The organism is Micromonospora sp. WMMD1219 (genome assembly GCF_049315215.1).
GTDB lineage: Bacteria > Actinomycetota > Actinomycetes > Mycobacteriales > Micromonosporaceae > Micromonospora > Micromonospora tulbaghiae.
The window spans coordinates 2,060,449-2,083,335 of sequence record NZ_CP186057.1; the positions used below are offsets into that span (position 1 = coordinate 2,060,449).

A 22,887-nucleotide genomic window follows, 5' to 3' on the forward strand; every position below is an offset into this window, starting at 1 on the left:
CCGCCGTACCCCGGGCCCACCCCGCGCTCGGGCGAGGCGGGCGTTAGCCGCCCGGGTGGAAACCGCGGGTCAGTAGGACTTGTCCTGGCCGAGGACGTGCTGGGCGACGAAGTTGAGGATCATCTCCCGGCTGACCGGGGCGATCCGGCCCGCGCGTACCGCGCCGAGCAGCGTGGCCACGCCGTACTCGGTGGTCATGCCGGCCCCGCCGAGCGCCTGGACGGCGGTGTCGACGGCGAGCGCGGCGGCCTCGCCCGCCGCGTACTTGGCCATGTTGCCGGAGATGCCGGCTTCCAGGTCGCGGCCCGCGTCGTAGAGCGTCGCCGCCTTGTGGATCATCAGACGGGCCAGCTCGACCTGCACTGCCGCGTGCGCCAGCGGGTGCGCCACACCCTGGTGCGAGCCGATCGAGCGCCCGCCCCACACCTTGCGGGTGGACGTGTAGTCGCTTGCCTTCTCGATCGCGTACCGGCCGGTGCCGGCACCCATCGCGGCCACGGTGATGCGCTCCGGGTTGAGCCCGGCGAACAGCGCGGGCAACCCGGCGTCGAGCGACTCGCCGACGAGCGCGTCGGCGGGGAGCCGGACGTCGTCGAGGAACAGCAGGAACTGGTTCTCCGGCGACAGGATCTCCATGTCCAGCTTGGATTTCTCCAGGCCGGGCGCGTCGGTCGGCACGATGAACAACGCCGGCTTCAGCTTCCCGGTGGACGCGTCCTCGGTGCGGGCGACCACGAGCACGTGGCCGGCCTCGTCCACCCCGGAGATGTAGATCTTCCGGCCGCTGAGCAGCCAGTCGTCGCCGTCGCGCCGGGCCACAGTGGCGAGGCGGTGGAAGTTCGATCCGGCGTCCGGCTCGGTGATCGCGAAGACGATCTTCTGGGAGCCGTCGGCGAGGCCGGGGAGGTGCTTCTTGCGCTGCTCCTCGGTGCCGTGCTTGTTGATGATCGTGGCGGCGATGGCGGGGGAGACCACGAGCAGCAGCAGCGGGCAGCCCGTCGCGGCCAGTTCCTCGCACACCAGCGCCAGCTCGGTGATGCCGCCGCCCCCGCCGCCGTACTCGGTGGGGATGTTCACGCCCAGGTAGCCCAGCCGGCCGGCCTCGTGCCACAGCTCGGTGGTGTGCTCACCGGACTTGGCCTTCTCGACGAAGTAGGAGTGGCCGTACTTGCGGCCCAACGCCCGTACGGCGTCGCGGAGCTGGTCCTGCTCGGGGGTCAGGTCGAAGTTCACTGCGGGTCCTCCTCGGGGTCCACCACGGCAAGTACGGCACCCGTCTCGACCTGGCCGCCGGCCGGCACCGGCAGCTCGGTCACCACGCCGTCGGCGGGGGCGAGCACGGGATGTTCGAGCTTCATCGCTTCCAGCGTCAGCAGCAGGTCACCGGCGGCGACCCGCTGGCCGACCTCCACGTGCACCCGGGTCACCGCGCCGGGCAGCGGCGCGAGCAGCGACCCGGCCGCCAGCTCCGCGGTGGGCAGTGGGAGGCGGGGCAGCTCGGTGAGGCTCGCCGCCCCGTCCGGGCCGTCCACGAAGACCGACGACCCCACCCGGTGTACGCGGAAAGCCCGCCGCACCCCGTCCACGTCGAGCAGCACCCGGTCCGGGGCGGTGTCCACGACCGTCACGGCCGGCGTGGCGTCGGACGGGGACACCGACCATTCGGCGAGCCCGCCGGTGCGGTCGAGCCGGTACCGGACCTCGATCTCCTCGTCGCCCGGCCCGGTGAACCGGGTGACCTGCGGGAAGGCGGGCACGTTGCGCCAGCCCGACGGCAACCCGGCCAGTACCGGTGCGGCGGCCCGGCGCGCGGCGGCCCCCGACAGCGCCGCCGCCAGTGCCGCCACCGGAAGCTGCTCGGCCGGCAGCAGCGGCTCGAACACCTCCGGGTGCCGGTCCAGGAAGCCGGTGTCCACGTCCACGGCCGCGAACTCCGGGCTGCGCAGCACGCGGACCAGCAGATCCCGGTTGGTCGCCACGCCGTGCAGTTCGGCGCGGGCGAGCGCACCTGCGAGCGCGCGGGCCGCCTCGGTGCGGGTGGGCGCCCAGGCGACCAGCTTCGCCAGCATCGAGTCGTAGTGCACGCTCACCGCCGAGCCGTCCACCACACCGGAGTCCAGGCGCAGCCCACGGGCCGGACCGAACTCGGCGGCCACCCCGGGAATCGCGAACCGGTGCAGCGTGCCGGTGGCCGGGCGGAAACCCTGAGCCGGGTCCTCGGCGCACAGCCGTACCTCGATGGCGTGACCGTCGGCGGGCGGCGTGGCGGTGACCGGCAGCGGCTCGCCCTCGGCGACGAGCAGTTGCAGCCGGACCAGGTCCAGCCCGGTGGTCAGCTCGGTGACCGGATGTTCCACCTGGAGGCGGGTGTTCATCTCCAGGAAGTGCACCTGCCCGTCCGGCGCGAGCAGGAACTCCACGGTTCCCGCGCCGACGTAGTCGACGGCCCGCCCGGCCGCCACCGCCGCCTCGTGCAGCGCCGCGCGCACGTCGTCGGGCAGCACACCGGGCGCCTCCTCGACGATCTTCTGGTGGCGGCGCTGGATCGAGCAGTCGCGTACCCCGAGGGCCACGACGGTGCCGTGGGTGTCGCCGAAGATCTGCACCTCGACGTGGCGGCCGCGTTCCACGTACCGCTCGATGAAGACGGTGCCGTCGCCGAACGCCGCAGCCGCCTCGCGGCGCGCGCCCGCGACGGCCTCGGCCAGCCCGGCGGCGTCGTGGACGATCCGCATGCCCCGGCCACCGCCGCCCGCCGATGCCTTGACCAGCACCGGGAAGGCGGTGACCTCGGCCGGGTCGGTCCAGGTGGGCAGCATCGGCACGCCCGCGTCGGCGAGCAGCGCCTTGGCGGCCATCTTGTCGCCCATTGCGGCGATGGCCTTGGCCGACGGCCCGACCCAGGTCAGGCCGGCGTCGGTCACCGCCGCCGCGAACTCGGCGTTCTCGGCCAGGAACCCGTAGCCGGGGTGGACGGCGTCCGCGCCGGAGCGCCGGGCCGCGTCCAGGACGGCGTCGATGCGCAGGTACGTCTCGGCCGGCGTGTTACCTGGTAGCCGTACGGCCTGGTCGGCGTCGGCGACGAACGGCGCGTCGGCGTCCGCGTCGGAGTGCACGGCGACGGTGGCCACACCGAGGGCGCGGCAGGTGGCGAAGACCCGGCGGGCGATCTCGCCCCGGTTGGCGACCAGAAGCTTCGTAATCAATTTGCGTACGCCCCCTACATCCGGAAGACGCCGAAACCGTCGGCGCCCTTCACCGGTCCGTTGTGGATCGCCGACAGGCAGAGCCCGAGGACGGTACGGGTGTCCCGGGGGTCGATCACCCCGTCGTCGTAGAGCCGCCCGGACAGGAACAGCGCGCCGGACTGCGACTCGATCTGCTGCTCGACCATCATCCGCATGGCGGCGTCGGTGTCCTCGTCGTACTCGCGGCCCCGGGCGGCGGCGGCCTGCCGGGCCACGATGGACAGCACCCCGGCGAGCTGCGCCGGGCCCATCACCGCCGACTTCGCGTTCGGCCAGGTGAACAGGAACCGCGGCTCGTACGCCCGGCCGCACATGCCGTAGTTGCCGGCGCCGTAGGAGGCGCCCAGGTTGACGGTCAGATGCGGCACCTTCGAGTTCGACACCGCGTTGATCATGAAGGCGCCGTGCTTGATGATGCCGCGCTGCTCGTACTCGGTGCCGACCATGTAGCCGGTGGTGTTCTGGAGGAAGACCAGCGGCGTGTCCGCCGCGTTGGCGAGCTGGATGAACTGGGCCGCCTTCTGCGCCTCCTCGCTGAACAGCACGCCCCGGGCATTCGCCAGCACGCCGACCGGGTAGCCGTGCAGCTCACCCCAGCCGGTGACCAGCGCGGTGCCGTAGCCGGGCTTGAACTCGTCGAACGCGCTGTCGTCGAGCACCCGGGCCAGCACCTCGCGCGGGTCGAACGGCACCTTCAGGTCGGCGCTGGCGATGCCGAGCAGCTCCTCCGGGTCGTACCGGGGTGGCAGCGGGTGCGGGTTGCGCGGCGGCGGGCCGTGCTTGCGCCAGTTGAGCCGGCGGACGCACTGCCGGGCCAGCCGGATGCCGTCGCGCTCGTCCTCGGCGAGGAAGTCGGCCAGGCCGGACGTGGTGGCGTGCATCGACGCGCCGCCCAGTGACTCGTCGTCGGTGACCTCGCCGGTGGCCATCTTCACCAGCGGCGGCCCGGCCAGGTAGACCTGCGACCGGTCGCGGATCATGATGGTGAAGTCCGACATGCCGGGCACGTACGCGCCGCCGGCTGTGGCGTTGCCGAAGACCACGCTCACGGTCGGGATCCGCTGCGCGGACAGGCGCGTCAGGTCGCGGAACACCCGGCCGCCGGGAATGAAGATCTCCGCCTGGGTGGGCAGGTCCGCGCCGGCCGACTCGACCAGGTTCACCATCGGCAGCCGGTTGGCCGCCGCGATCTCACCCGCCCGCCGGGTCTTCGCCAGCGACCACGGGTTGATCGCGCCGCCGCGTACCGTCGGGTCGTTCGCCACGATCAGGCACTCGACGCCCTCGACCACGCCGATGCCGGTCACGGTGCTGGCGCCGACCGGGAAGTCCGTGCCGTACGCGGCCACCGACGACAGCTCCAGGAACGGGCTGTCCGGGTCGAGCAGCAGCTCGATGCGTTCCCGGGGGAGCAGCTTGCCGCGACCGTGGTGGCGGGTCACGTACTTCTCGCCGCCACCGCCCCGGGCCTGGTCGAGCGCCTCCTCCAGCTCGGCCAGGCGCTCCAGCAGCGCCTCCCGGTTGGCGGTGAAGGCGGGTGCGGACGGGTCGATCGTGCTCTGCAGGACTGTCGTACTCACAGGCCCATGCCCTTCGCGATGATCTCGTTCATGATCTCGGTGGTGCCGCCGCCGATGCCGAGCAGACGGGCGTCGCGGTAGTGCCGCTCCACCTCGGCGTCACGCATGTAGCCGAAGCCACCGTGCAGTTGCAGCGCCGCGTCGACCACGAAGTCGCACGCGGACACCGCCACGTTCTTCGCGATCGCCACCTCGGTCACCACCGGCTGCCCGGCGGCCACCCGCTCGGCGACGTCGTGCACGTACGCCCGCGCCGCGTCGGTGCGGCTGTGCATCTCGGCCAGCTTGTGCCGGACGACCTGGCGCCCGACGAGCGGCCGGCCGAACGTCCGGCGGTCCCGGCACCACTGCACCGCCAGGTCCACGCAGCGCTGCGCGGTCGCGTACGCCTGCGTGGCGAGTGACAGCCGCTCGTTGGCGAACTGCTGCATGATGGCGAGGAAACCGGTGTCCTCCGGGCCGACCCGGTTCGTCACCGGCACCCGGACGTCGACGAAGGACAGTTCGGCGGTGTCCGAGCAGTGCCAGCCCAGCTTCTCCAGCCGCCGCCCCACCGTGAACCCGGGCGAGCCCTTGTCGATCACGAGCAGGCTGACCGAGCCCGAACCGGGGAAGTCGGTGCAGACCGCGGTGGTGACGAAGTCGGCGCGGGCCCCGCTGGTGATGTACGTCTTGGAGCCGTTGACGACGTAGTGGTCGCCGTCGCGTACCGCGCAGGTGCGGATGCCCGCCACGTCCGAGCCGCCGTCCGGCTCGGTGATCGCCAACGCGCCGATCATCGTCCCGGCCAGCGCCGGCCGGACGTACCTCTCGATCAGCCCTTCGTCCTGGGTCTCGACCATGTGCGGCAGCGCGATCCCGTGCGTGAACAACGCGGCGACCAGGCCGGACGACCCGCCCGAGCGGATGATCTCCTCGGTGACGACCATCGAGTCGAGCAGGTCGCCGCCGCTGCCGCCGACCGACTCCGGGAAGCCGATGCCGAGCAGGCCGATCTTCGCGGCGGTCTCGTGCAGCGAGCGGGGCACCTCGCCCGCCCGTTCCCAGTCGGACAGGTGCGGCATCACCTCCCGGGTGACGAACGAGCGGGTCAGCTCGCGCAGTTGCCGGCGTTCCGGCGTGTCCACGATGGTCATGCCGGAACCTCCGTCGGTAGGTCGACCACTCGCGAGCGCAGCAGCTCGCCGAGCGCCTTGGCCTGTGGGTCGAACCGGGTGGACGCGGCCACGCCCTGCCCGAGCAGCCCTCGGATCACGAAGTTGACCGCGCGCAGGTTCGGCAGCTCGTACCGCTCGACTGTGAGCGCCGCGGTCTCCGGCAGCAGCTCGGCCAGCCGCTCCACCGTCAGCCAGTCGCGCAGCCAGGGCCAGGTCGCGTCGGTGCGGGCCCAGACGCCCAGGTTGGCGTCGCCGCCCTTGTCGCCGGACCGCGCGCCGACCAGCTCACCGAGCGGCCCGCGCCGGGTGGCGGCCGGAGCCGGTACGGCGGTGACCTCCCGTGCCGGTGCTCCGGCCGGTGTCGCCGTGACGACCGGCGCCGGGATCGGTACCCGCTCGCCGGACGGCAGCACCGCGACGTGTTCGACCTCGTCCTGCGCGATCGTGTCGGCGGTGAACACCCCGTACGGCGTGGCGTCACCGGGCAGCGTGGTGAGCGTGCAGCCCGGGTACGAGGCCAGCGCCAGCTCCACCGCCGCCGCCGAGAACGCCCGCCCGGCCCGCGACTTGTCGCCGTCGCGCAGGTGTACGTGCAGCAGCGCGCTCGCCGCCTCGGTGTCGCCGGTGTCCGGGTGGTCGGTACGGGCCAGCGTGAACTCCAGCCCCTCCGTGCCGACCGACTCCTCGATCTGGGCGCGGACCAGTGCCGCCTTGGCCGGGATGTCCAGCCCGCACAGCACGAACGTCATCGCGTTGCGGAAGCCGCCCAGGTTGTTGACGCCCACCTTGAGCGTGTCCGGCGGTGGTGTGCCCCGCACCCCGGACACGCGTACCCGGTCCGGGCCCTCCTGCTCCAGCCGCACGGTGTCCAGCCGGGTCACCACGTCCGGCCCGAGGTAGTCCGGCCCGCCCACCTCGTACAGCAGTTGGGCGGTGACCGTCTCGACGGTGACCGCGCCGCCGGTGCCGGAATGCTTGGTGAGCACCGACGAGCCGTCCGGGTGCAGCTCGGCGATCGGGAAGCCGGGCCGGTGCCCGCCGTCCGGCAGCTCGGTGAAGAAGCTGAAGTTGCCGCCGGTGACCTGCGCGCCGCACTCGATCAGGTGCCCGGCCACAGTCGCCCCGGCCAGCGCGTCGAGGTCGTCGCGGGTCCACCCGAAGCGGGCGACGGCCGGGCCGACCGCCAGCGAGGCGTCGGTGACCCGCCCGGTGACCACCACGTCCGCGCCCGCGTCGAGGCAGGCCGCGATCCCGAACGCGCCCAGGTAGGCGTTCGCGGTCAGCGCGTCCGGCCGCTGGAGCGCGTCGCCCTCGACGTACCCGACCCGCACCTGGAGGCCGAGCCGGTCGCCGAGCGACCGGATCGCGTCGGCCAGCCCGGCCGGGTTGAGGCCGCCCGCGTTGGTGACCAGCGTGACGCCGCGGTCCAGCGCGGTGCCGAGCACGCCCTCCGCCTGGCGCAGGAACGTCTTGGCGTAGCCGAGCGACGGGTCGCGCATCCGGTCGCGGCCGAGGATGAGCATGGTCAGCTCGGCCAGGTAGTCGCCGGTCAGCACGTCCAGCTCGCCGCCGTCGAGCATCTCCCGCCAGGCGGTGAAGCGGTCGCCGTAGAAGCCGGACGCGTTCCCGACCCGCAGCACGCTCACGAGGAGGCTCCGTCCGGCTCACGCTTGCCGCCGGGCGGGCCGGCGAACGCCTGGGCCACGTCCAGCCACTCGTCGGCGACCGGTCCGGTGGCGGTCAGGGCCAGGTCCGAGCGGTGCCGTCGCTGCGTGACGAGCAGGCAGAAGTCGAGCGCCGGGCCGGTCACCCGGTCGGCCGCGTCGGCCGGCCCGAACTCCCACACGTCGCCGCCCGCGGGCGCGGTCAGCTCGACCCGCACCGGCGCCGTGGGCACCTCGCGGCCGTGGGCTGCGAAGCCGTGCCCGAGGGTACGGAAGCCGAGGTGCGCGATGTGCCGCAGACGCTCGGTCGGGGTGCGGCTGACGCCCAGTGCGTCGGCCACGTCCTCGCCGTGCGCCCACGTCTCCATCAGCCGGGCGGTCACCATCGACGTGGGTGACATGCTGGTGCCGTACCAGGGGATCTTCTGCCCGGCCGGGACGGCGGTGAGCGCCCCGGCGAGCGCCGACCGGCCGGCGCGCCAGCGGGCCAGCAGCGCGGGCGGTGGCGCGAGGAACGACTCGGCGCCGTCCTCGACCAGGCGCGACGGGTCCGGCGCGGCCATGACCGAGGCGAAGAACGCCGACTCGTCGGTGGCCGCCAGGTAGGCGACGTGGTCGGTCCAGGCCAGGTGCGCGACCTGGTGCGCGACGGTCCAGCCCGGGGCCGGTGTCGGCTGCTCCCATCCCTCCGGCGGCAGTTCCGCGACGAGCGCGTCGAGCTGTTCGGACTCGGCGGCCAGATCCGCGAGCAGGGCTGTCAGGTCGACCATTGTGCCTCCGGCGGGGATGGGCGTCAGGGGATCAGTGCCGCCCGCTCTCGGGGGTGAGCAGCGTGGCGAGCTGGCGTTTCCAGGTGTGCAGCAGGGCGGCGCGGCGGGGCGAGTCGTCGCTGAGCAGGTTGGCCACGCCGAGACCGCGGAGGAGGTCGAGGGTGGCCTGCACCGACTCGCGTACGCCCGGCTTGCGCTCGTCCACGCCGAGCAGCTCGACGGTGAGCCGGTGCATCTCGCGGCCGATCCGCGCCTCCAGCGGCACCAGCGCGGCGCGCAGCTCGGCGTCGGTCCGGGCGGCCACCCACAGCTCCAGCGCGGCCACGAACAGGGGGCCGGTGAAGGAGGCGGCGAGCAGGTCGACCACCCCGTCGAGCCGCTGCGGCCCGGACGGCAGGGCTGCGGCCTCGGCGCGCAGCTCGGCCGCCCGGCGCTCGGTCAGGTGCGTGACGGCGGCGGTCACCAGCGCGGTCCGGGTGGGGTAGTGGTGCAGCTGGGCGCCCCGGGAGACACCCGCGTGGGCGGCCACCACGGTCGTCGTGGTGCCGGACCAGCCGTGCTCCACCAGGCACTCGACTGTCGCTTCCAGCAGCCGGGCCTGGGTGGCGCGGCTGCGCTCCTGCTGCGGGACTCGGCTCGACACGCAGACAGCGTGCCCCGCCCAAAACAAACAGTCAAGCCTGACTTTTTTTGGGGTGTCGCCGACGCGGCCCCGACCGCTATCCGACACCTCCACGCGGCCGTTTTCCGCGATATCGTGCGGGCTCACGGGGAGGCACAACATGAATGACTTTGTGCTCGTCGGAGGGGCAGGCTTTCTGGGCACGGCGACCGCCGGGGCGCTGCTGGCCGCCGGCGCGCGGGTCACCGCAGTGGACCGTCATCCGCCCGCCGAGGCGAACACCGCCGCCGGCCTCGACTGGATCAGGGCGGACCTGCTCACCGCCGACCCACCCGAGCTGCCGCCCGGCATCGTCGTGGTGCTGCTCGGCGCGAGCCACCCCCGGCCCCGCCACCCGTGGACGCTGCCGCTGGACAACGCCGTCAGCACTGCCCGGCTCCTGCCCCGCCTGGCCGGACGCCAGGTGGTGCTCACCTCATCCGTCGAGGTCTACGGCGCCGCGCCCGGCCCGCTCACCGAGGACACCACGCCCGACCTGCCGTGGTCCGCCGGAGAACTCGACAGCTGGTGCGCACTCGTGCGCGACCTCGCCCGGGAACCCTGCCCGCCGTGGCGGGCCGCCCCACTCGCCCGGGCGATGGCCGACGCCGACCCCACCCACCGGTGGACGTACGCGATGGCGAAGCTCGCACAGGAACGACTCGTCGCGGACGCGATCCCGCCCGACCGGCTGACCGTGCTCCGGCTCGCGAACGTCTTCGGCGCGGGTCAGCACCGCGTGGCCACCCGGCTGGTCCGCCGGGCCCGCCAGGGACTGCCACTGCCGGTCACCGCGGACACCGTACGCAGCTTCCTGCCCGCGGACACCCTCGCACGGATCCTCCTGCGCGGAATCGGCCCCGGCGTGTGGAACGTGGGCGGGGAACCGGTGCCGCTGACCGACCTCGCGACCTGGATCCGCGACCTGTGCGGCTCGTCGGCGCCGCTGCTCACCATGCCGCGCCCGGCATCGGACAGCTCCGGCCTGGTGGTCACCGACAAGCTGACCGCCGCCGGTCACCGGGTCGAGCCGCTCCGCCCGGCCCTGGCGAAGCTGGTGGCCGAGGTCGGCGACGACAGGGCTCCCCTGTTCCGGCCGCCGCTGCCGGTCGTCGTGCCGCCCCCGCCGGCCCGCCCCGAGACGGTCGTCGCCCGCCAGCAGGAGGCGCTCGTCAGCGGGGAGGTCAAGCACGGCAACCGGTGGACGCGCGAGCTGACCGAACGCCTCGGCAAGGAGTTGCAACTCGACGACGACCACCGGGTGCTGGTCACCGCCTCGGGGACCGCCGCCCTGCGGATCATGGTGGCCGCCACCGTCGGGCCGGCCCGCCCCGGCGACGTGGCGGTGCTGCCGTCCTACACGTTCCCCGCGACCGCCGAGATCCTGGTCCAACTCGGGTACACGCTGCGTTTCGTCGACGTGGACGCCGCGACCTGGACGATCGACCCCGTGGCTGTCGCCGCCGCGATCGAGCGGGGCGGCGTACGACTGGTGCTCTGCGTCGACACCTTCGGCAACCCGTGCGACTATCCGGCCCTGCGGGCGGTCTGCGACCCCGCCGGGGTGGCCCTGCTGGCCGACTCCGCCGCCGCCCTCGGCAGCCTGCACCAGGGGCGTCCGGTGGCACAGCAGGCGTTGTCGCACTCGTACTCGATGAGCTTCGCCAAGGTCGTGTCGGCCGGTGGCGCCGGCGGCGCGCTGGTGCTGCCCGCCGACGCCGCCGAGGCGGTCCTCGCCGCACCCGCCGGCTGGACCCGCTCCGAGCTGATGAACGAACTGCACGCCGTCGTCGCGGTCGACCAGCTCGCGGAGCTGGACACGCTGGTCCGGTGCCGGGCAGAGGTGGCCGAGGTCTACGCCGCCGCCGCGTCCGCTCTGCCGGTGGAGGTCCAGCAGGTCCGTCCCGGGGACCGGCACTGCTGGGTGCACTGGGTGGCGCGCTTCGCCCGGCGCGACCGCGTGGCGACGCGGCTGGCCGCCCTCGGCGTACAGACCAAGCCCTACTTCGCGGCGATCCACACCGGCCCGCTCGGCGGCGGTGGACGCCTACCGGTGACCGAACGGCTGGACGCCGAGGCGCTGGCCCTGCCGATGTCCTCGGAGATCACAGTGGAACAGGCGGAACGGGTCGTCGCGGCGCTCCGCCGCTGCCTGGACTGAACCGGGCCGGGCGGTCAACCCGGAGGGCGGCGGCCGGTCACCAGCAGTTGCTTGCCGGCGTCGGCGAGGACCGGGTCGTCGCCCAGCCGTCGCTCCAGCGCCAGCAGCGCGTCCCGGTCGGCGGACAGCCGCCCGGCCAGCCCGGCCCGCCCCACCGCGGCGGCGCTGACCAGCAGCCCGGCGCTGCGGATCTCGACCAGGCCGGCGGCGCGGAACGCGGCCTCCAACCGGGCCCGGTCCAGCAGGTGCAGGTCGGCGGCGTGCCCCTCGGCACGCCAGACACCCCGACGGCGGGTCAGCCGGTCCACCGCCTCGTCGTCCCGGCCCGCACCGACCAGTTCGAGGACCAGGCCCACCAGTGAGTCGACCAGCACGGCCAGCACGCCACCCGGGCGCAACCACCCGGCCAGGTGCCGGACCGCCTGCTCGGGATCGGCTGTGTACTGCAGGGAACCCATCGCCAGCACCGCGCCGGCCGTAGCCGGCAGTGTCACCTCCGTCATCGAGCCCTCGACCAGCGTGAAGCCGGGACCGGGCGGATGACGGCGCAGTTCGGCGACCATGCCCGGCGCCTGCTCGACGCCGGTCACCGGATGGCCGAGGTCGAGCAGCCGCCGGGCCCACCGGCCCACGCCGCAACCGGCGTCCACCACCGGGGCGCCCGGCGGCAAGAACGCCTCGACCCGCTCCCACGCCAGGTCGTCGTAGGCACGCCGGTGCGGCACCGCGAAATGCTCCTCGTAGCCGGACGCCAGCGCGTCGTACAGCGGCTGGCTCGGGCGCATCGGCTCAGACAAGACGGCGCCGCCCCCGCAGCCACTGCCGGTCGGCCAGGTAGGTGCCCGGCCGCCAGCGCAGGTTGAGGCTGTAGTTGCTGCCGCAGCCGACACACTCCTTGCGGAACAGCCGCGCGTGCTCGTCCCGGTATTCCGGCGCGTCGACGATCTCGGCGATCGGGCGCTGCCGGACCGAGGCGGTCGGGTCGTGCGCCCAGCAGCCGCCGATCTCCCCCCGGGAGTGCACCATCAACTTGAGCTGTGACTCGGCGCACGGCAGGTCGCGCTGGACGAGATCGTCGAAGTGCCCACGCAGGTAACGCAGCTCCGAGTAACGCGGCAACCACCGCCGGTCGGCCCGGGCCATCGTCTCCAGCTCGGCCAGCGCCGCGTCGAGCCGGTCGCCGGCCACGTCGGTCTGGTCGGTGACCGCGTCGGTGCGGAACAGGAACGTCCGGTCGGTGACCAGGTTGAGATAGAGCGCCACGCCCAGCTCCTGGGCCAGCGCCGCGATGCCGGGCAGGCTGTCCACGTTGTCCCGCATGACGGTGAAGTTCATCCGTACCTTCAGACCGAGCCGGTCCCGGGCGGCGATCAGGTTCCGCAGGTGCCGGGTCGTCGTCTCGAAGGCCCCGAGTCGCCCGCGGATCCGGTCGTGCACCAGCGCCGTCGGGCCGTCGACGGAGACGTTGAAGCTGCGTACGCCCGCGGCGAGCACCTCGTCCAGAACGGGCGGGGTGAGGCGGATGCCGTTGGTGTTCAGGTGCAGGTGGCGTACCCCCACCTCGCGGGCGTACGACATCAGGGCCAGCGCGTCCGGCCGGATCAGCGGCTCGCCGCCGGTGAAGTTCACCTTGTGGATGCGCAGCGCGACGAGCTGACGCAGGACGTCGCGCCACTCGTCGGTGGAGAGTTCACCCTTGGTGTTCGTGGTCCAGCAGCCGCAGCTCGTGCAGCGCAGGTTGCAGTTGTCGGTGAGGAACAGCTCGGCGACCAGCGGCCGTACGTGCAGCCGGGGCGCGATGCGTTCCTTGACGGCGAGCCGGCCGAAGAACCAGGCGAGGCGGGCGGTGTCGGCGACGGTCACGGCAGTCTCCGGGCGGTGACGAAGAGGTTGGCCGAGCGGAACAGCCGGCCGTCGAGATGGATGCCGCGCTCCAGCAGGCGGCGCACCGGGCCGCCGGTGAGCAGCGCCGGGATCTGCAACCACCGCCAGAAGAGGTTGGCGCCGGTCACCGTGGCCGGGGTGAAGCCCGCCGTGCGCAGCAGCCGGAGCAGGTCTTCGGTGCGGTAGTTGGTGTGCCGGTCCCGGCCGACCGACATGTCGCCCCGCAGGTTGTCGGAGAGGTCGGCGAACCGGCTGTGCCACACCTGCGACCCGAACCGCCACGAGTAGATCCGGCGGTGCAGCCGGGGGAAGTCGAACTTGGCATTGTCCGGATCGAGGAAGGTGAAGACGTGCCGCCGGGGCACGGTGAGCACCAGCAGCCCGCCGGGGGCGAGCACCCGGTGCGTCTCGGTCAGCAGCGCGATCTCGTCGGGTACGTGTTCCAGCACGTCGAGCAGGCTCACCGAGTCGAAGTGGCGGTCGGCGAACGGCAGCGGCTCGCCGACCCCGAGCCGGTGCAGCGGCAGATCCGGGTGGCGGGCCGCCAGCTCGGCGAGGTAGCCCGGGTGCGGGTCGGCGCCCTCGCAGGCCACGGTGCCGTGTTCGTGCAGCACGGCGAGGAAGTCTCCAGTGCCGCAGCCCAGGTCGAGGTGCCGGCCGGTGCGGCCGGACAGTGCGGCCCAGGCGAACGCGTACCGGCGTAGCGGGTGGGTGGCGAAGGGCTGCACATCCGCCCGGGGTGCCGCCTCGTCGGCCCGGCTCATCGGACCAGCCGGGCGCAGAGCGCGTCCATTGTGGCGGCGAGGCGTTCGCCGTCGACCGGGCCGGGCAACGGGCGTTCCGCGAGCAGCCGGTGTTGCCGCTGCGGGTGCGCGGCCACCACGGCCGGCAGCTCGGCCACGTCCCACACCGCGACCACCCGGCCCGAGCGTTCCTCCTCGCGCAGGTATTCGACCTGGTGGTCGTTGCCCATCTCGCCCCGTGCCGCCTCCCGGGCCACCGCGACCGGCACCCGGCCGAGCCGCTGGACCAGCCGCACCGTGTTCCCGGCGTGGGTGATCACCACGTCGGCGGCGGCCAGCCGCCTTCGCAGGTCGTCCAGGGGCAGGAACGGGGCGTGCGGGCACGGCGGGGTCACCGCCGACGTGCCGGTCTGCACGAACACCTCGTGCGCGGCACACAGCGGCGCGACACCCTCGATCAGGCGGTCGAACGGCCACGGGCCCATACCGACGGTGACCAGGAGGCGGGCCATGGCTAGTAGAGCTCTCCGATGAGGACCGCGCGAGGGCGGGACGCCAGCAGGGCGGGTCGCTGCACCAGCACGGCGGCGGCGAGGCGGGAGCAGAGCCGGGCGGCGGCTCCGGCGGGCCCGGTCATGTTGAACGTCTCCAGCCACAGCGACGGCACCCGGAGCAGGCGGGCGGCGAGGAAGACGCCCACGGCCACGCCGGTGCCGGCCGAGACCACCACGTCGGGTCGCTCCCGGCGCAGCAGCAGCAGGGCCCGCCAGGCCGCCGGCAGCACCCGCCACCGGGTGCGCGTCGACAGCTCGGGCTGCCAGTGCACCCGCTGCCCGGTCAGCGCCACCTCGGTGTCGGGGGCGCGGACCGCCACCCACACCGGGTCGTGCCGCTCCCACCACGGTCGGAGCGCGAGCAGGTCGAGCAGGACGCCGCCGCTGCTGGAGACGAGGAGGATCCGATACCGCCGGTCCGTCACTACTTCACGCTAGCCCAGCGTCGCGGATCGCGATGCCCCGCTCCAGGCTGGACGGACGCCTCCCGGAGGGCTCGGGTCAGCGGCCGTCCCGCGGGGCGAAGACCGTGAGGGCGTCGGCGTCGGAGTGGCGGGAGCGGACGTACTCGTCGGCCCAGGCCGCCGCGTCCGGAAACGCCGACTCGGCGGCGACCCGGGCGCAGGCGGCGTCCACGTCGAAGCGGGTCCGGCGCAACTGCACACCCGGGCCGAGCAGCGCCCACCAGGAACCCGCGCCCCCGTACGGCATGCCGACGCTGCCCGGGTTCACCACCAGGCGGCGGTCGACCAGCCGGGTGAACGGCATGTGCGTGTGCCCGCAGACCACGGTGCCGACCCCGGCCGGCAGGCCGGCGAAGACCTCGGCCCAGCGGTCGAGCCGCGAGTCGACGAGCACGACCTCCTCGTCGTCGCGTGGGGTCGCGTGGCAGAACAGCACCTCGCCCAGGCCGGTGACCGGCAGCGTGACGGACGGCGGCAGCGCGGCCAGCCGGGCCACCTGGTCGTCGCGGAGCTGCCCGGCGGCCCAGTTCGAGACCTCGATCGGGGAAGCCACCCCGGCCCGCGCCTGCACCAGCTCCCGGTCGGCGTTCCCGCCGACCCAGCAGGCCCGGTCACCGAGTTCGGCCAACCGGTCCAGCACCTCGACCGGCTGCGGACCGGCCGCCAGGTCACCGGTGAGGACGATCAGGTCGGCGGCGGCCACGTCCGGCTCGGCCAGGACGGCCTCCAGCGCGGGCAGCACACCGTGGATGTCGGAGAGGACGGCGACACGATCAGGCATCGTCCCAGCCTGGCGACACCGGACCGGGAGGACCAAGCGATTCTGCGGCGGGCAGAGACGGCGCCGGCCCGGCTCGCACGGAGGCGGGCCGGGCCGGGAAGCCGGTACGGAGGTCAGACCCGCGCGCGGCGGGCCAGGCGCTCCGGGTCGAGGATGATGATGCTCTTGCCGTCCAGCCGCAGCCAGCCGCGCGAGGCGAAGTCGGCCAGCGCCTTGTTGACGGTCTCCCGGGAGGCGCCGACGAGCTGGGCGATCTCCTCCTGGGTGAGGTCGTGCGTCACGCGCAGCACGCCGCCGTCGCGGGTGCCGAAGCGGCCGGCCATCTGGAGCAGGTTCTTGGCGACCCGGCCCGGCACGTCCGTGAAGATCAGGTCGGCGAGCGAGTCGTTGGTCCGGCGCAGCCGGCGGGCCAGCACCCGCAGCAGCTGCTCGGCGATCTCGGGCCGGTTGTTCAGCCACGGCCGCAGCGCCTGCTTGCGCAGCCGGACCAGCCGGGTGTCGGTGACCGCCGTCGCGGTCGCCGTACGCGGACCCGGGTCGAAGAGCGACAGCTCACCGACCATGTCCGACGGGCCCATCACGGCGATCAGGTTCTGCCGGCCGTCCGCCGCGCGGCGACCCACCTTGATCTTGCCGGACAGGAGGATGTAGAGACTGTCACCGGGTTCGCCCTCGTTGAACACGATCTCGCCCTTGCGGACCTCGATCGTCTCCATCTCCTTGGCGAGCGCCTCGGCAGCCTCCGGGTCGACACCCTGGAAGATCCCGCTGCGGGCCAGTACCTCGTCCATCGCGCACCTCCGCCTGCGCGTGCCGTCCGTCGGCCGGGTCCGCCGTCCGCTGATCCCTCGCGCGCCGCCAGTCTAGGCGCACATGAGTAGGAATCAGAGGTGCACCCCTGGAATCTTGATCGTTGGGCGTAACCCGCCCGACCCGGTGAGCAGCTAAGATCCCGCCTCCGGTCCGGGCCGGCGCCACCCGTTCCCTCCTGTGATCGTAGGGTGACCGGCGTGCTGTGTGAGCCGTTCCTGACCAGCCGGTCCGAATCCGGGTCGGACATCCCCGTGCTGGCCTGGCGGGCCGAGGCGCCGCTGCTGGCGGTCGGCTCCGCGCCGCTCGGCGGGGGGATCGGCGTCCGCGGGTGGGTGCTGAACGCGACGGTGCCGATGTCGTACGACCGGGACGACCCCGCCGCGCACCTGGCCGAGCTGGCCCACGGCCTCGACCTCGACGGCCCCGGGGTCGGGCTGCTGACCGGCGTGGACGTGACCGAGGTGGTCCGCCGCACCGACGGCGGCGTCCGGGTCTGGGCGACTGTGGGCCTGGGCACGCCGGTCTGGGCCGCCGCGCCCGATCCGGCGTCGCCCGCCGCGAGCGAGCCGGTCCGGCCCGCGCAGCGCGTCGGCACGGTCAACATCGTCGCGTACGTGCCGGTGCGGCTCGGCGACGCCGCCCTGGTCAACGCCGTGGCCACCGCCACCGAGGCGAAGGCGCAGGCGATCTGGGAACTGGGACTGCCCGCCACCGGCACCCCCACCGACGCGGTGACGGTCCTCTGCCCGGCCGAGGGCGACCCGGCCCCGTACGGCGGTCCGCGGTCGGCCTGGGGCGCGCCGCTGGCCCGGGCCGTGCACGCAGCCGTCCGCTCCGGCGGCGCCGGGACCGTCGTGCCCTGGTCCGACCGGCGGGCGGGCTGACGTGCGCCCGTCACATGCGACACGCCGGGTTTTCCGACCGATCGGCCCTCGTCGCGGCGTTCCGGGGACGGTAGCGTCGCCGACGATGTACGCTTCCGCCCGCTCTGTGCCCCGTACCCTCCGCGCCGCCGTCGCCGGGTCGCCGGCCGCCGTTCCCGCACCGCGTCGCGCCGTGCCCGGCCGGTGCCTGGCCGCGTTCGCCGCGCTCGTCGCCGTCCTCTTCGTCGCCGGCTGCGGCGGCGACGCCGGCGGGTCCGGCGGCGACCCACGGTGGCAGGCGGGGCAGGGCGGCGGATCGACCGGCTCGGCCGGGCCCCAGACGGGTGACCAGCCGGCGGCGCCCGACGCGTCCAAGGAGCCGTCGATCTCGCTCACCGCCACCGGTGACGTGATCATGGGCAACGCGCCGGACCGGCTGCCGCCCAACGGCGGCAAGGGCTTCTTCGACGACGTGAAGTCGGCGCTCAAGGGCGACCTCGTGATGGGCAACCTGGAGGAACCGCTCACCGACGACACCGGCGCCGGCAAGTGCGGCCCGGAGCCGAAGAACTGCTACCAGTTCCGCGCGCCGCCCGGCTACGCCGCGCACCTGCGGTCGGCCGGGTTCCAACTGCTCAACCAGGCCAACAACCACGGCTACGACTACGGCCGCCAGGGCTACGAGAACACCCAGTCGGCGCTGGAGGCGCACGGCCTCAAGCACACCGGCGCGCCGGGCGAGATCACCGTGGTGGACGTCAAGGGCATCAAGGTCGCCGTGGTGGGCTTCTCGTCGTACCCCTGGTCCAACAGCCTGGTCGACCTGAACGCCGCCAAGCAGGTGATCGAGATGGCCAAGGAGCAGGCCCAGATCGTGGTGGTGCAGGTGCACATGGGCGCCGAGGGAGCGGACAAGACCCGGGTGAAGCCCGGTACCGAGATGTTCTTCGGCGAGAACCGCGGCGACCCGATCCGCTTCTCCCGGACCGTCATCGACGCCGGCGCCGACCTGGTCATCGGGCACGGCCCGCACGTGCTGCGCGGGATGGAGTTCTACAAGGGCCGGCTGATCGCGTACAGCCTCGGCAACTTCGCCGGTGGCGGCAAGTCGCTGAACAGCTCGGGCCGGCTCGGCTGGGGCGGCGTGCTCAAGGTGTCGCTCACCGCCGAGGGGAAGTTCGCCGGCGGCACGTTCACCTCGACCGTGATGAACGGCGTGGGCCGTCCGTCGGTGGACCGGCAGGACCGCGGCCTCGGACTGGTCCGCGAGCTGAACCGGGCCGACTTCCCGGACACCGGCGCGAAGCTCGACGGGACCGGCAAGATCACCGCACCGGCGGGTGGCTGAGCGCACCCCGGCCGCGCCGAGCCGCCGGAGCGTCGGCCCCGCGACGTAGGCTGGCCGACGTGACCACGCGCTCCCCCGAGACCGACCTCGGCCGTACGCGCCGCGCCCGGCGCATCGGCCGCGTGCTGACCGAGACGCACCCCGACGCGCACTGTGAACTCGACCACTCCAACGCGCTGGAGCTGGCAGTGGCGACGATCCTGTCCGCCCAGTGCACCGACAAGAAGGTCAACGAGGTCACGCCGAAGCTGTTCGCCCGCTACCGCACCGCCGCCGACTACGCCGGGGCGGACCGCGCCGAGCTGGAGGAGATGATCCGGCCCACCGGGTTCTACCGCAACAAGACCAGCTCCCTGATCAACCTCGGGCGCGCGCTCTGCGAGCGGTACGACGGCGAGGTGCCCGGCCGGCTGGCCGACCTGGTGACCCTGCCGGGCATCGGCCGCAAGACCGCCAACGTCATCCTCGGCAACGCGTTCGGCGTCCCCGGCATCACCGTCGACACGCATTTCCAGCGGCTGGTGCAGCGGTGGCAGCTCACCACCGAGACCGACCCGGTCAAGATCGAGCACGCGATCGGCGCGCTCTACCCCAAGCGCGACTGGACGATGCTGTCGCACCGGGTGATCTTCCACGGCCGCCGGGTCTGCCACGCCCGCAAGCCCGCCTGCGGCGCGTGCACGTTGGCGAAGCTGTGCCCCGCGTACGGCACCGGGCCGACCGAGCCGGCCGCCGCGGCGAAGCTGCTCAAGGGCCCCCGGGCCCGTGACCTGGCGGTGGCCGTCGGCCTCGACCCCGACCTGGTGCCGCAGCAGGCCGCCGCGGCGGACGTGCCGTGATGCGCCGGATCGCCTACCTTCTCGCCCCGCTGCTGCTCGCGGCCGCGGGCTGCACCGCCACGACCGAGCAGCCGGAACGTCCCGCACCGGCGACCCGGGCCGAGCGTCCCTCGCCGTTCGCCGACTGCACCCCGCTGACCGTCGCGCCCGCCGCCGCGTCCCCGACGTCCCCCGGAAAGGCCGTGTCCCCGACGTCCCCCGGAAAGGCCGTGTCCCCGACGCTTGCAGGGAAGGCCGGGGACCAGCTCCCCGACCTGACGCTCAACTGCTTCACCGGCGGCACGCCGGTGAGCCTGCGTGACGTCAAGGGTCCGGCGGTGATCAACGTGTGGGCGTCCTGGTGCCCGCCGTGCCGCAAGGAGCTGCCCGCGTTCCAGCGGCTCAGCGAGCGGGCCGACGGCCGGTTCCAGGTCATCGGCGTGAACAGCCGGGACAGCCGCGGCGGCGCGCAGTCCATCGGCGAGGACTACGGCGTCGACTTCCCGATGCTGCTCGACCAGGGCGACGCGTTCCAGCGCGCGCTCGGACGCAACGCGTTCCCGCTGACGGTGCTCGTCGACGCCGACGGGCGGATCCGGCACACCGACGCGACCGGCGCGCTCGACGACGCCCGCCTCGCCGCGCTGCTCCAGCGTCATCTCGGGGTGCGGGTATGACCCGACGGCCGCCCCCAGGGTGGTTCGACCCGCTGCTGGGCCGACTCGGCACCGCACGGGCGGAGGACTTCACCCGCATCGTCACGCCGGAAAGCGGCGGCCGGGAGAGCGCCGTGCTGGTGCTGCTCGGCGAGGAGCCCGGCGCCGGGCCGGACGTGCTGGTCCTCCAGCGCGCCGCGACGCTGCGCAACCACGCCGGGCAGCCGGCTTTCCCGGGTGGTGCGGCCGACCCGGAGGACGCCGACGCCCGCGCCACCGCGCTGCGCGAGGCGAACGAGGAGGTCGGCCTCGACCCGGGCAGCGTCACGGTGCTGGCCGAGCTGCCCCGGCTCTGGATCCCGGTCAGCGACTTCGTGGTCACCCCGGTGCTCGCCTGGTGGCACGACCCGCACCCGGTGCACCCGCGCGAGCCGGCCGAGGTCGCGCACGTCGCCCGGCTGCCGGTCACCGAGCTGGTCGACCCGGACAACCGCATGCGGGTACGCCACCCGAGCGGCTGGATCGGTCCCGCCTTCTCGGTGCGCGGCATGCTCGTCTGGGGCTTCACCGCAGGCGTGATCGACCGGCTGCTGGAGATGGGCGGCTGGTCCCGGCCCTGGCCGCACTCGCGCGTGGTGGAGCTGCCGCCCGTCGACGCCACGCCCGCTCCGTCGGCGGGCACCGAGCCGGCCGACGAGAGCCCGGTGCGGTGATCACCCGTACGCATCCCCGGGTCACGTTCCGCGAGCGCTGAGCCGAGCGCGGGCCAGGTGCCCGTACCCTTGGGGCGTGTCCGCCGTGGATCTCGTCCTCCTTCTGCTCATGCTCGTGTTCGCGATCAGCGGATACCGTCAGGGCTTCGTCATCGGGGCCCTGTCGTTCTCCGGCTTCTTCCTGGGCGCGCTGCTCGGCCTCCAGGTGGGGCCGCTGATCGCGCAGCAGTTCGCGACGAGCGGCACACGCGTGCTGATCTCCCTGGTGGCGATCTTCGGGCTCGCGGTGCTGGGGCAGGCGCTGGCCGGCTGGCTCGGCTCCAACCTGCGGGCCGCCATCACCGGGCCGGCCGGGCGGAAGATCGACGACGTCGGCGGCGCGTTCATCTCGGTCATCGCGGTCATGCTCGTGGCGTGGCTGGTCGCCGTGCCGCTCGGCTCCTCCTCGGTGCCGTGGCTGGCCTCCTCGGTGCGCAACAGCGCGCTGCTCACCGTCGTCGACCAGGTGCTGCCGGACAAGGCGCAGGACCTGTCCACCGCGCTGCGCGACACGGTCGACACCAACGGCTTCCCGGACGTGTTCGGCGACCTCGCGCCGACCCGGGCCCGACAGGTCGCCCCGCCCGACCCGGCGCTTGCCAACTCCCAGGTGGTGCAGAACAGCAGGCGGTCGGTGGTGAAGGTGCTCGGCTCCGCGCCGAGCTGCTCGCGCCGCATCGAGGGCTCCGGCTTCGTGTACGCCGACGACCGGGTGATGACCAACGCGCACGTGGTCGCCGGCACCCGCTCGGTGGCTGTGGAACTGCGCGGCGAGCGGTACGACGGCGAGGTCGTCGTCTACGACCCGGACCGGGACCTGGCCGTGCTCTACGTACCGGGGCTGCCCGGGCCGTCGCTGCGCTTCGCCGCCGGCCCGGCCGCCACCGGCGCCGACGCGATCGTGCTCGGCTTCCCGCTCGACGGCCCGTACGACGCCCGCCCGGCCCGGATCCGGGACGTCGACCGGATCACCGGCCCGGACATCTACTCGGCCGGTGACGTCAACCGGGAGATCTACACGATCCGGGCGCTGGTGCGCAGCGGCAACTCCGGCGGCCCGCTGGTCTCCTCGAACGGCCTGGTGCTCGGCGTGATCTTCGCGGCGGCTGCGGACGACCCGAACACCGGCTTCGCGGTGACCGCCGCCGAGGCGCGACCGGTGGCGCTGGCGGGCGCGGAGCGTACCCGGGGAGTGGCCACCGGCGACTGCACCTGAGCCGGCCGGCGGCGCTCAGCCACCCGCCGGTGCTCCCGCCGGTGTCGACTCGTCGCCGGAGCGGGACAGCGGCAGCCGGGCGCGGCCCCAGGTGAGCGTGCGGTCGAGTACCGCCCGCGCCATGATCGCCACGCAGGCGCCGCCGTTGAGGAACGAGGCGACCACGTCGCTGGGGTGGTGCATGCCCCGGTACATCCGGGTGAGCGCCACGCCGATCGGCACCAGCACCAGCAGCGTCCACCAGCCGACCTTGGCCGGGGTGCTGCGTGCCCGCAGCGCCAGCAGCACCGCGAGACCGACGTAGAGCGCGGTCGCCGCCGAGGTGTGCCCGGACGGGAAGCTGGACGTGGGCGGGGAGGCGTCCATGTGCGCGACGGCCGGGCGGTTCCGGTCGATGGCCATCGTGGTGAACAGGAAGATCAGCGCCTGCGCGGTCACCGCCGCGCACAGGAACAGCGGCTCCCGCCAGCGGTGCAGCGCCAGCCGCAGCACCAGCGCCGCCAGCACCGTCACCACGACGATCATCTGGGTGCTGGCGAGCGTGCTGAACACCAGCGAGACGTCGTTCCACCCCGGCGTCCGGTCGCCGGCCAGCTCACGGTTGACGGTGTCCTCCACGGTGAACGGCCAGGTGCGGGCCAGCACCCGGGTCACCAGCAGGCCCAGGCCCACCATCAGCGCGAACAGCAGGGCCAGCGGCAGCAGGACACGCCGGGTGACTCGGATCACGACGTCGGACATGGGCTCGCCTGTA

Annotated in this window: 22 protein-coding genes; 7 read left to right on the forward strand and 15 right to left on the reverse strand. The window is 73.7% G+C overall.

The window, feature by feature from the left end; genetic code table 11:
* Positions 1-69: 69 nt before the first annotated feature.
* The 7 genes from ACN27C_RS09885 to ACN27C_RS09915 are packed head-to-tail and all read right to left on the reverse strand — an operon-like array spanning position 70 to position 9,062.
* Positions 70-1,233, reverse strand: coding sequence for an acyl-CoA dehydrogenase family protein (locus ACN27C_RS09885; protein ID WP_121685116.1), 1,164 nt, complete (start codon positions 1,231-1,233; stop codon positions 70-72).
* Positions 1,230-3,206 carry a biotin carboxylase N-terminal domain-containing protein gene (locus ACN27C_RS09890; RefSeq protein ID WP_422750983.1) on the reverse strand — a complete coding sequence of 659 codons (1,977 nt, stop codon included), beginning with the start codon at positions 3,204-3,206 and terminating at the stop codon, positions 1,230-1,232. Before ACN27C_RS09890 ends, ACN27C_RS09885 begins: the two co-directional genes overlap by 4 nt.
* 14 nt (positions 3,207-3,220) lie before the next feature.
* Positions 3,221-4,828: an acyl-CoA carboxylase subunit beta gene (locus ACN27C_RS09895; protein ID WP_422750984.1), complete on the reverse strand. Its 1,608-nt coding sequence runs from the start codon at positions 4,826-4,828 to the stop codon at positions 3,221-3,223.
* On the reverse strand, positions 4,825-5,964 hold the full coding sequence (locus tag ACN27C_RS09900; RefSeq protein WP_422750985.1) for an acyl-CoA dehydrogenase family protein: 1,140 nt from the start codon (positions 5,962-5,964) through the stop codon (positions 4,825-4,827). The genes ACN27C_RS09895 and ACN27C_RS09900 overlap by 4 nt, the downstream gene beginning before the upstream one ends.
* A complete protein-coding gene (locus tag ACN27C_RS09905; protein ID WP_422750986.1) occupies positions 5,961-7,631 on the reverse strand; it encodes an acyclic terpene utilization AtuA family protein in 1,671 nt (556 codons plus the stop codon). The genes ACN27C_RS09900 and ACN27C_RS09905 overlap by 4 nt, the downstream gene beginning before the upstream one ends.
* Positions 7,628-8,419 carry a TIGR03084 family metal-binding protein gene (locus ACN27C_RS09910; RefSeq protein WP_422750987.1) on the reverse strand — a complete coding sequence of 264 codons (792 nt, stop codon included), beginning with the start codon at positions 8,417-8,419 and terminating at the stop codon, positions 7,628-7,630. Before ACN27C_RS09910 ends, ACN27C_RS09905 begins: the two co-directional genes overlap by 4 nt.
* 31 nt (positions 8,420-8,450) lie before the next feature.
* Positions 8,451-9,062 (reverse strand): TetR/AcrR family transcriptional regulator, encoded by a 612-nt coding sequence (locus tag ACN27C_RS09915; protein WP_422750988.1) that lies wholly within the window; start codon positions 9,060-9,062, stop codon positions 8,451-8,453.
* Between the two features lie 139 nt (positions 9,063-9,201).
* Here ACN27C_RS09915 and ACN27C_RS09920 point away from each other — a divergent pair, with 139 nt between their 5' ends.
* The gene (locus ACN27C_RS09920; RefSeq protein WP_422750989.1) at positions 9,202-11,241 is read left to right on the forward strand and encodes an aminotransferase class I/II-fold pyridoxal phosphate-dependent enzyme; all 2,040 of its coding nucleotides are present in this window, start codon (positions 9,202-9,204) and stop codon (positions 11,239-11,241) included.
* Between the two features lie 14 nt (positions 11,242-11,255).
* Here ACN27C_RS09920 and ACN27C_RS09925 read toward each other — a convergent pair whose 3' ends face one another.
* The 7 genes from ACN27C_RS09925 to ACN27C_RS09955 form a co-directional block, all read right to left on the reverse strand.
* A complete protein-coding gene (locus tag ACN27C_RS09925) occupies positions 11,256-12,026 on the reverse strand; it encodes a class I SAM-dependent methyltransferase (RefSeq protein ID WP_422750990.1) in 771 nt (256 codons plus the stop codon).
* A gap of 4 nt (positions 12,027-12,030) precedes the next feature.
* Complete coding sequence (locus tag ACN27C_RS09930) at positions 12,031-13,104, reverse strand: radical SAM protein (RefSeq protein WP_158614802.1); 1,074 nt, start codon at positions 13,102-13,104, stop codon at positions 12,031-12,033.
* Positions 13,101-13,889, reverse strand: a complete 789-nt coding sequence (locus ACN27C_RS09935; protein ID WP_422750991.1) for a class I SAM-dependent methyltransferase — start codon at positions 13,887-13,889, stop codon at positions 13,101-13,103. Before ACN27C_RS09935 ends, ACN27C_RS09930 begins: the two co-directional genes overlap by 4 nt.
* Positions 13,886-14,380: a hypothetical protein gene (locus ACN27C_RS09940; protein ID WP_121685125.1), complete on the reverse strand. Its 495-nt coding sequence runs from the start codon at positions 14,378-14,380 to the stop codon at positions 13,886-13,888. Before ACN27C_RS09940 ends, ACN27C_RS09935 begins: the two co-directional genes overlap by 4 nt.
* 2 nt (positions 14,381-14,382) lie before the next feature.
* Positions 14,383-14,847: a hypothetical protein gene (locus tag ACN27C_RS09945; protein ID WP_422750992.1), complete on the reverse strand. Its 465-nt coding sequence runs from the start codon at positions 14,845-14,847 to the stop codon at positions 14,383-14,385.
* A gap of 76 nt (positions 14,848-14,923) precedes the next feature.
* Entirely contained in the window at positions 14,924-15,667 is a 744-nt protein-coding gene (locus tag ACN27C_RS09950) for a metallophosphoesterase family protein (protein ID WP_358173941.1), read from the reverse strand.
* A gap of 113 nt (positions 15,668-15,780) precedes the next feature.
* A complete protein-coding gene (locus ACN27C_RS09955; protein WP_007466162.1) occupies positions 15,781-16,458 on the reverse strand; it encodes a Crp/Fnr family transcriptional regulator in 678 nt (225 codons plus the stop codon).
* A gap of 219 nt (positions 16,459-16,677) precedes the next feature.
* Here ACN27C_RS09955 and ACN27C_RS09960 point away from each other — a divergent pair, with 219 nt between their 5' ends.
* From ACN27C_RS09960 to ACN27C_RS09985, 6 genes are all read left to right on the forward strand, one after another.
* Positions 16,678-17,364 carry an adenosylcobinamide amidohydrolase gene (locus ACN27C_RS09960; RefSeq protein WP_422750993.1) on the forward strand — a complete coding sequence of 229 codons (687 nt, stop codon included), beginning with the start codon at positions 16,678-16,680 and terminating at the stop codon, positions 17,362-17,364.
* A 106-nt stretch (positions 17,365-17,470) separates the two neighbouring features.
* Positions 17,471-18,691, forward strand: a complete 1,221-nt coding sequence (locus tag ACN27C_RS09965) for a CapA family protein (protein WP_422750994.1) — start codon at positions 17,471-17,473, stop codon at positions 18,689-18,691.
* Positions 18,688-19,530 carry an endonuclease III gene (gene nth / locus ACN27C_RS09970; RefSeq protein WP_372443333.1) on the forward strand — a complete coding sequence of 281 codons (843 nt, stop codon included), beginning with the start codon at positions 18,688-18,690 and terminating at the stop codon, positions 19,528-19,530. Before ACN27C_RS09965 ends, nth begins: the two co-directional genes overlap by 4 nt.
* Positions 19,530-20,186, forward strand: coding sequence for a TlpA family protein disulfide reductase (locus ACN27C_RS09975; protein WP_422750995.1), 657 nt, complete (start codon positions 19,530-19,532; stop codon positions 20,184-20,186). Before nth ends, ACN27C_RS09975 begins: the two co-directional genes overlap by 1 nt.
* A complete protein-coding gene (locus ACN27C_RS09980; RefSeq protein WP_120572774.1) occupies positions 20,183-20,878 on the forward strand; it encodes an NUDIX hydrolase in 696 nt (231 codons plus the stop codon). The genes ACN27C_RS09975 and ACN27C_RS09980 overlap by 4 nt, the downstream gene beginning before the upstream one ends.
* A 76-nt stretch (positions 20,879-20,954) precedes the next feature.
* On the forward strand, positions 20,955-22,133 hold the full coding sequence (locus ACN27C_RS09985) for a MarP family serine protease (RefSeq protein ID WP_302908045.1): 1,179 nt from the start codon (positions 20,955-20,957) through the stop codon (positions 22,131-22,133).
* A gap of 15 nt (positions 22,134-22,148) precedes the next feature.
* On the opposite strand, the gene ACN27C_RS09990 is transcribed toward ACN27C_RS09985, so the two are convergent.
* On the reverse strand, positions 22,149-22,874 hold the full coding sequence (locus ACN27C_RS09990) for a phosphatase PAP2 family protein (RefSeq protein ID WP_121685130.1): 726 nt from the start codon (positions 22,872-22,874) through the stop codon (positions 22,149-22,151).
* Between the last annotated feature and the right edge of the window lie 13 nt (positions 22,875-22,887).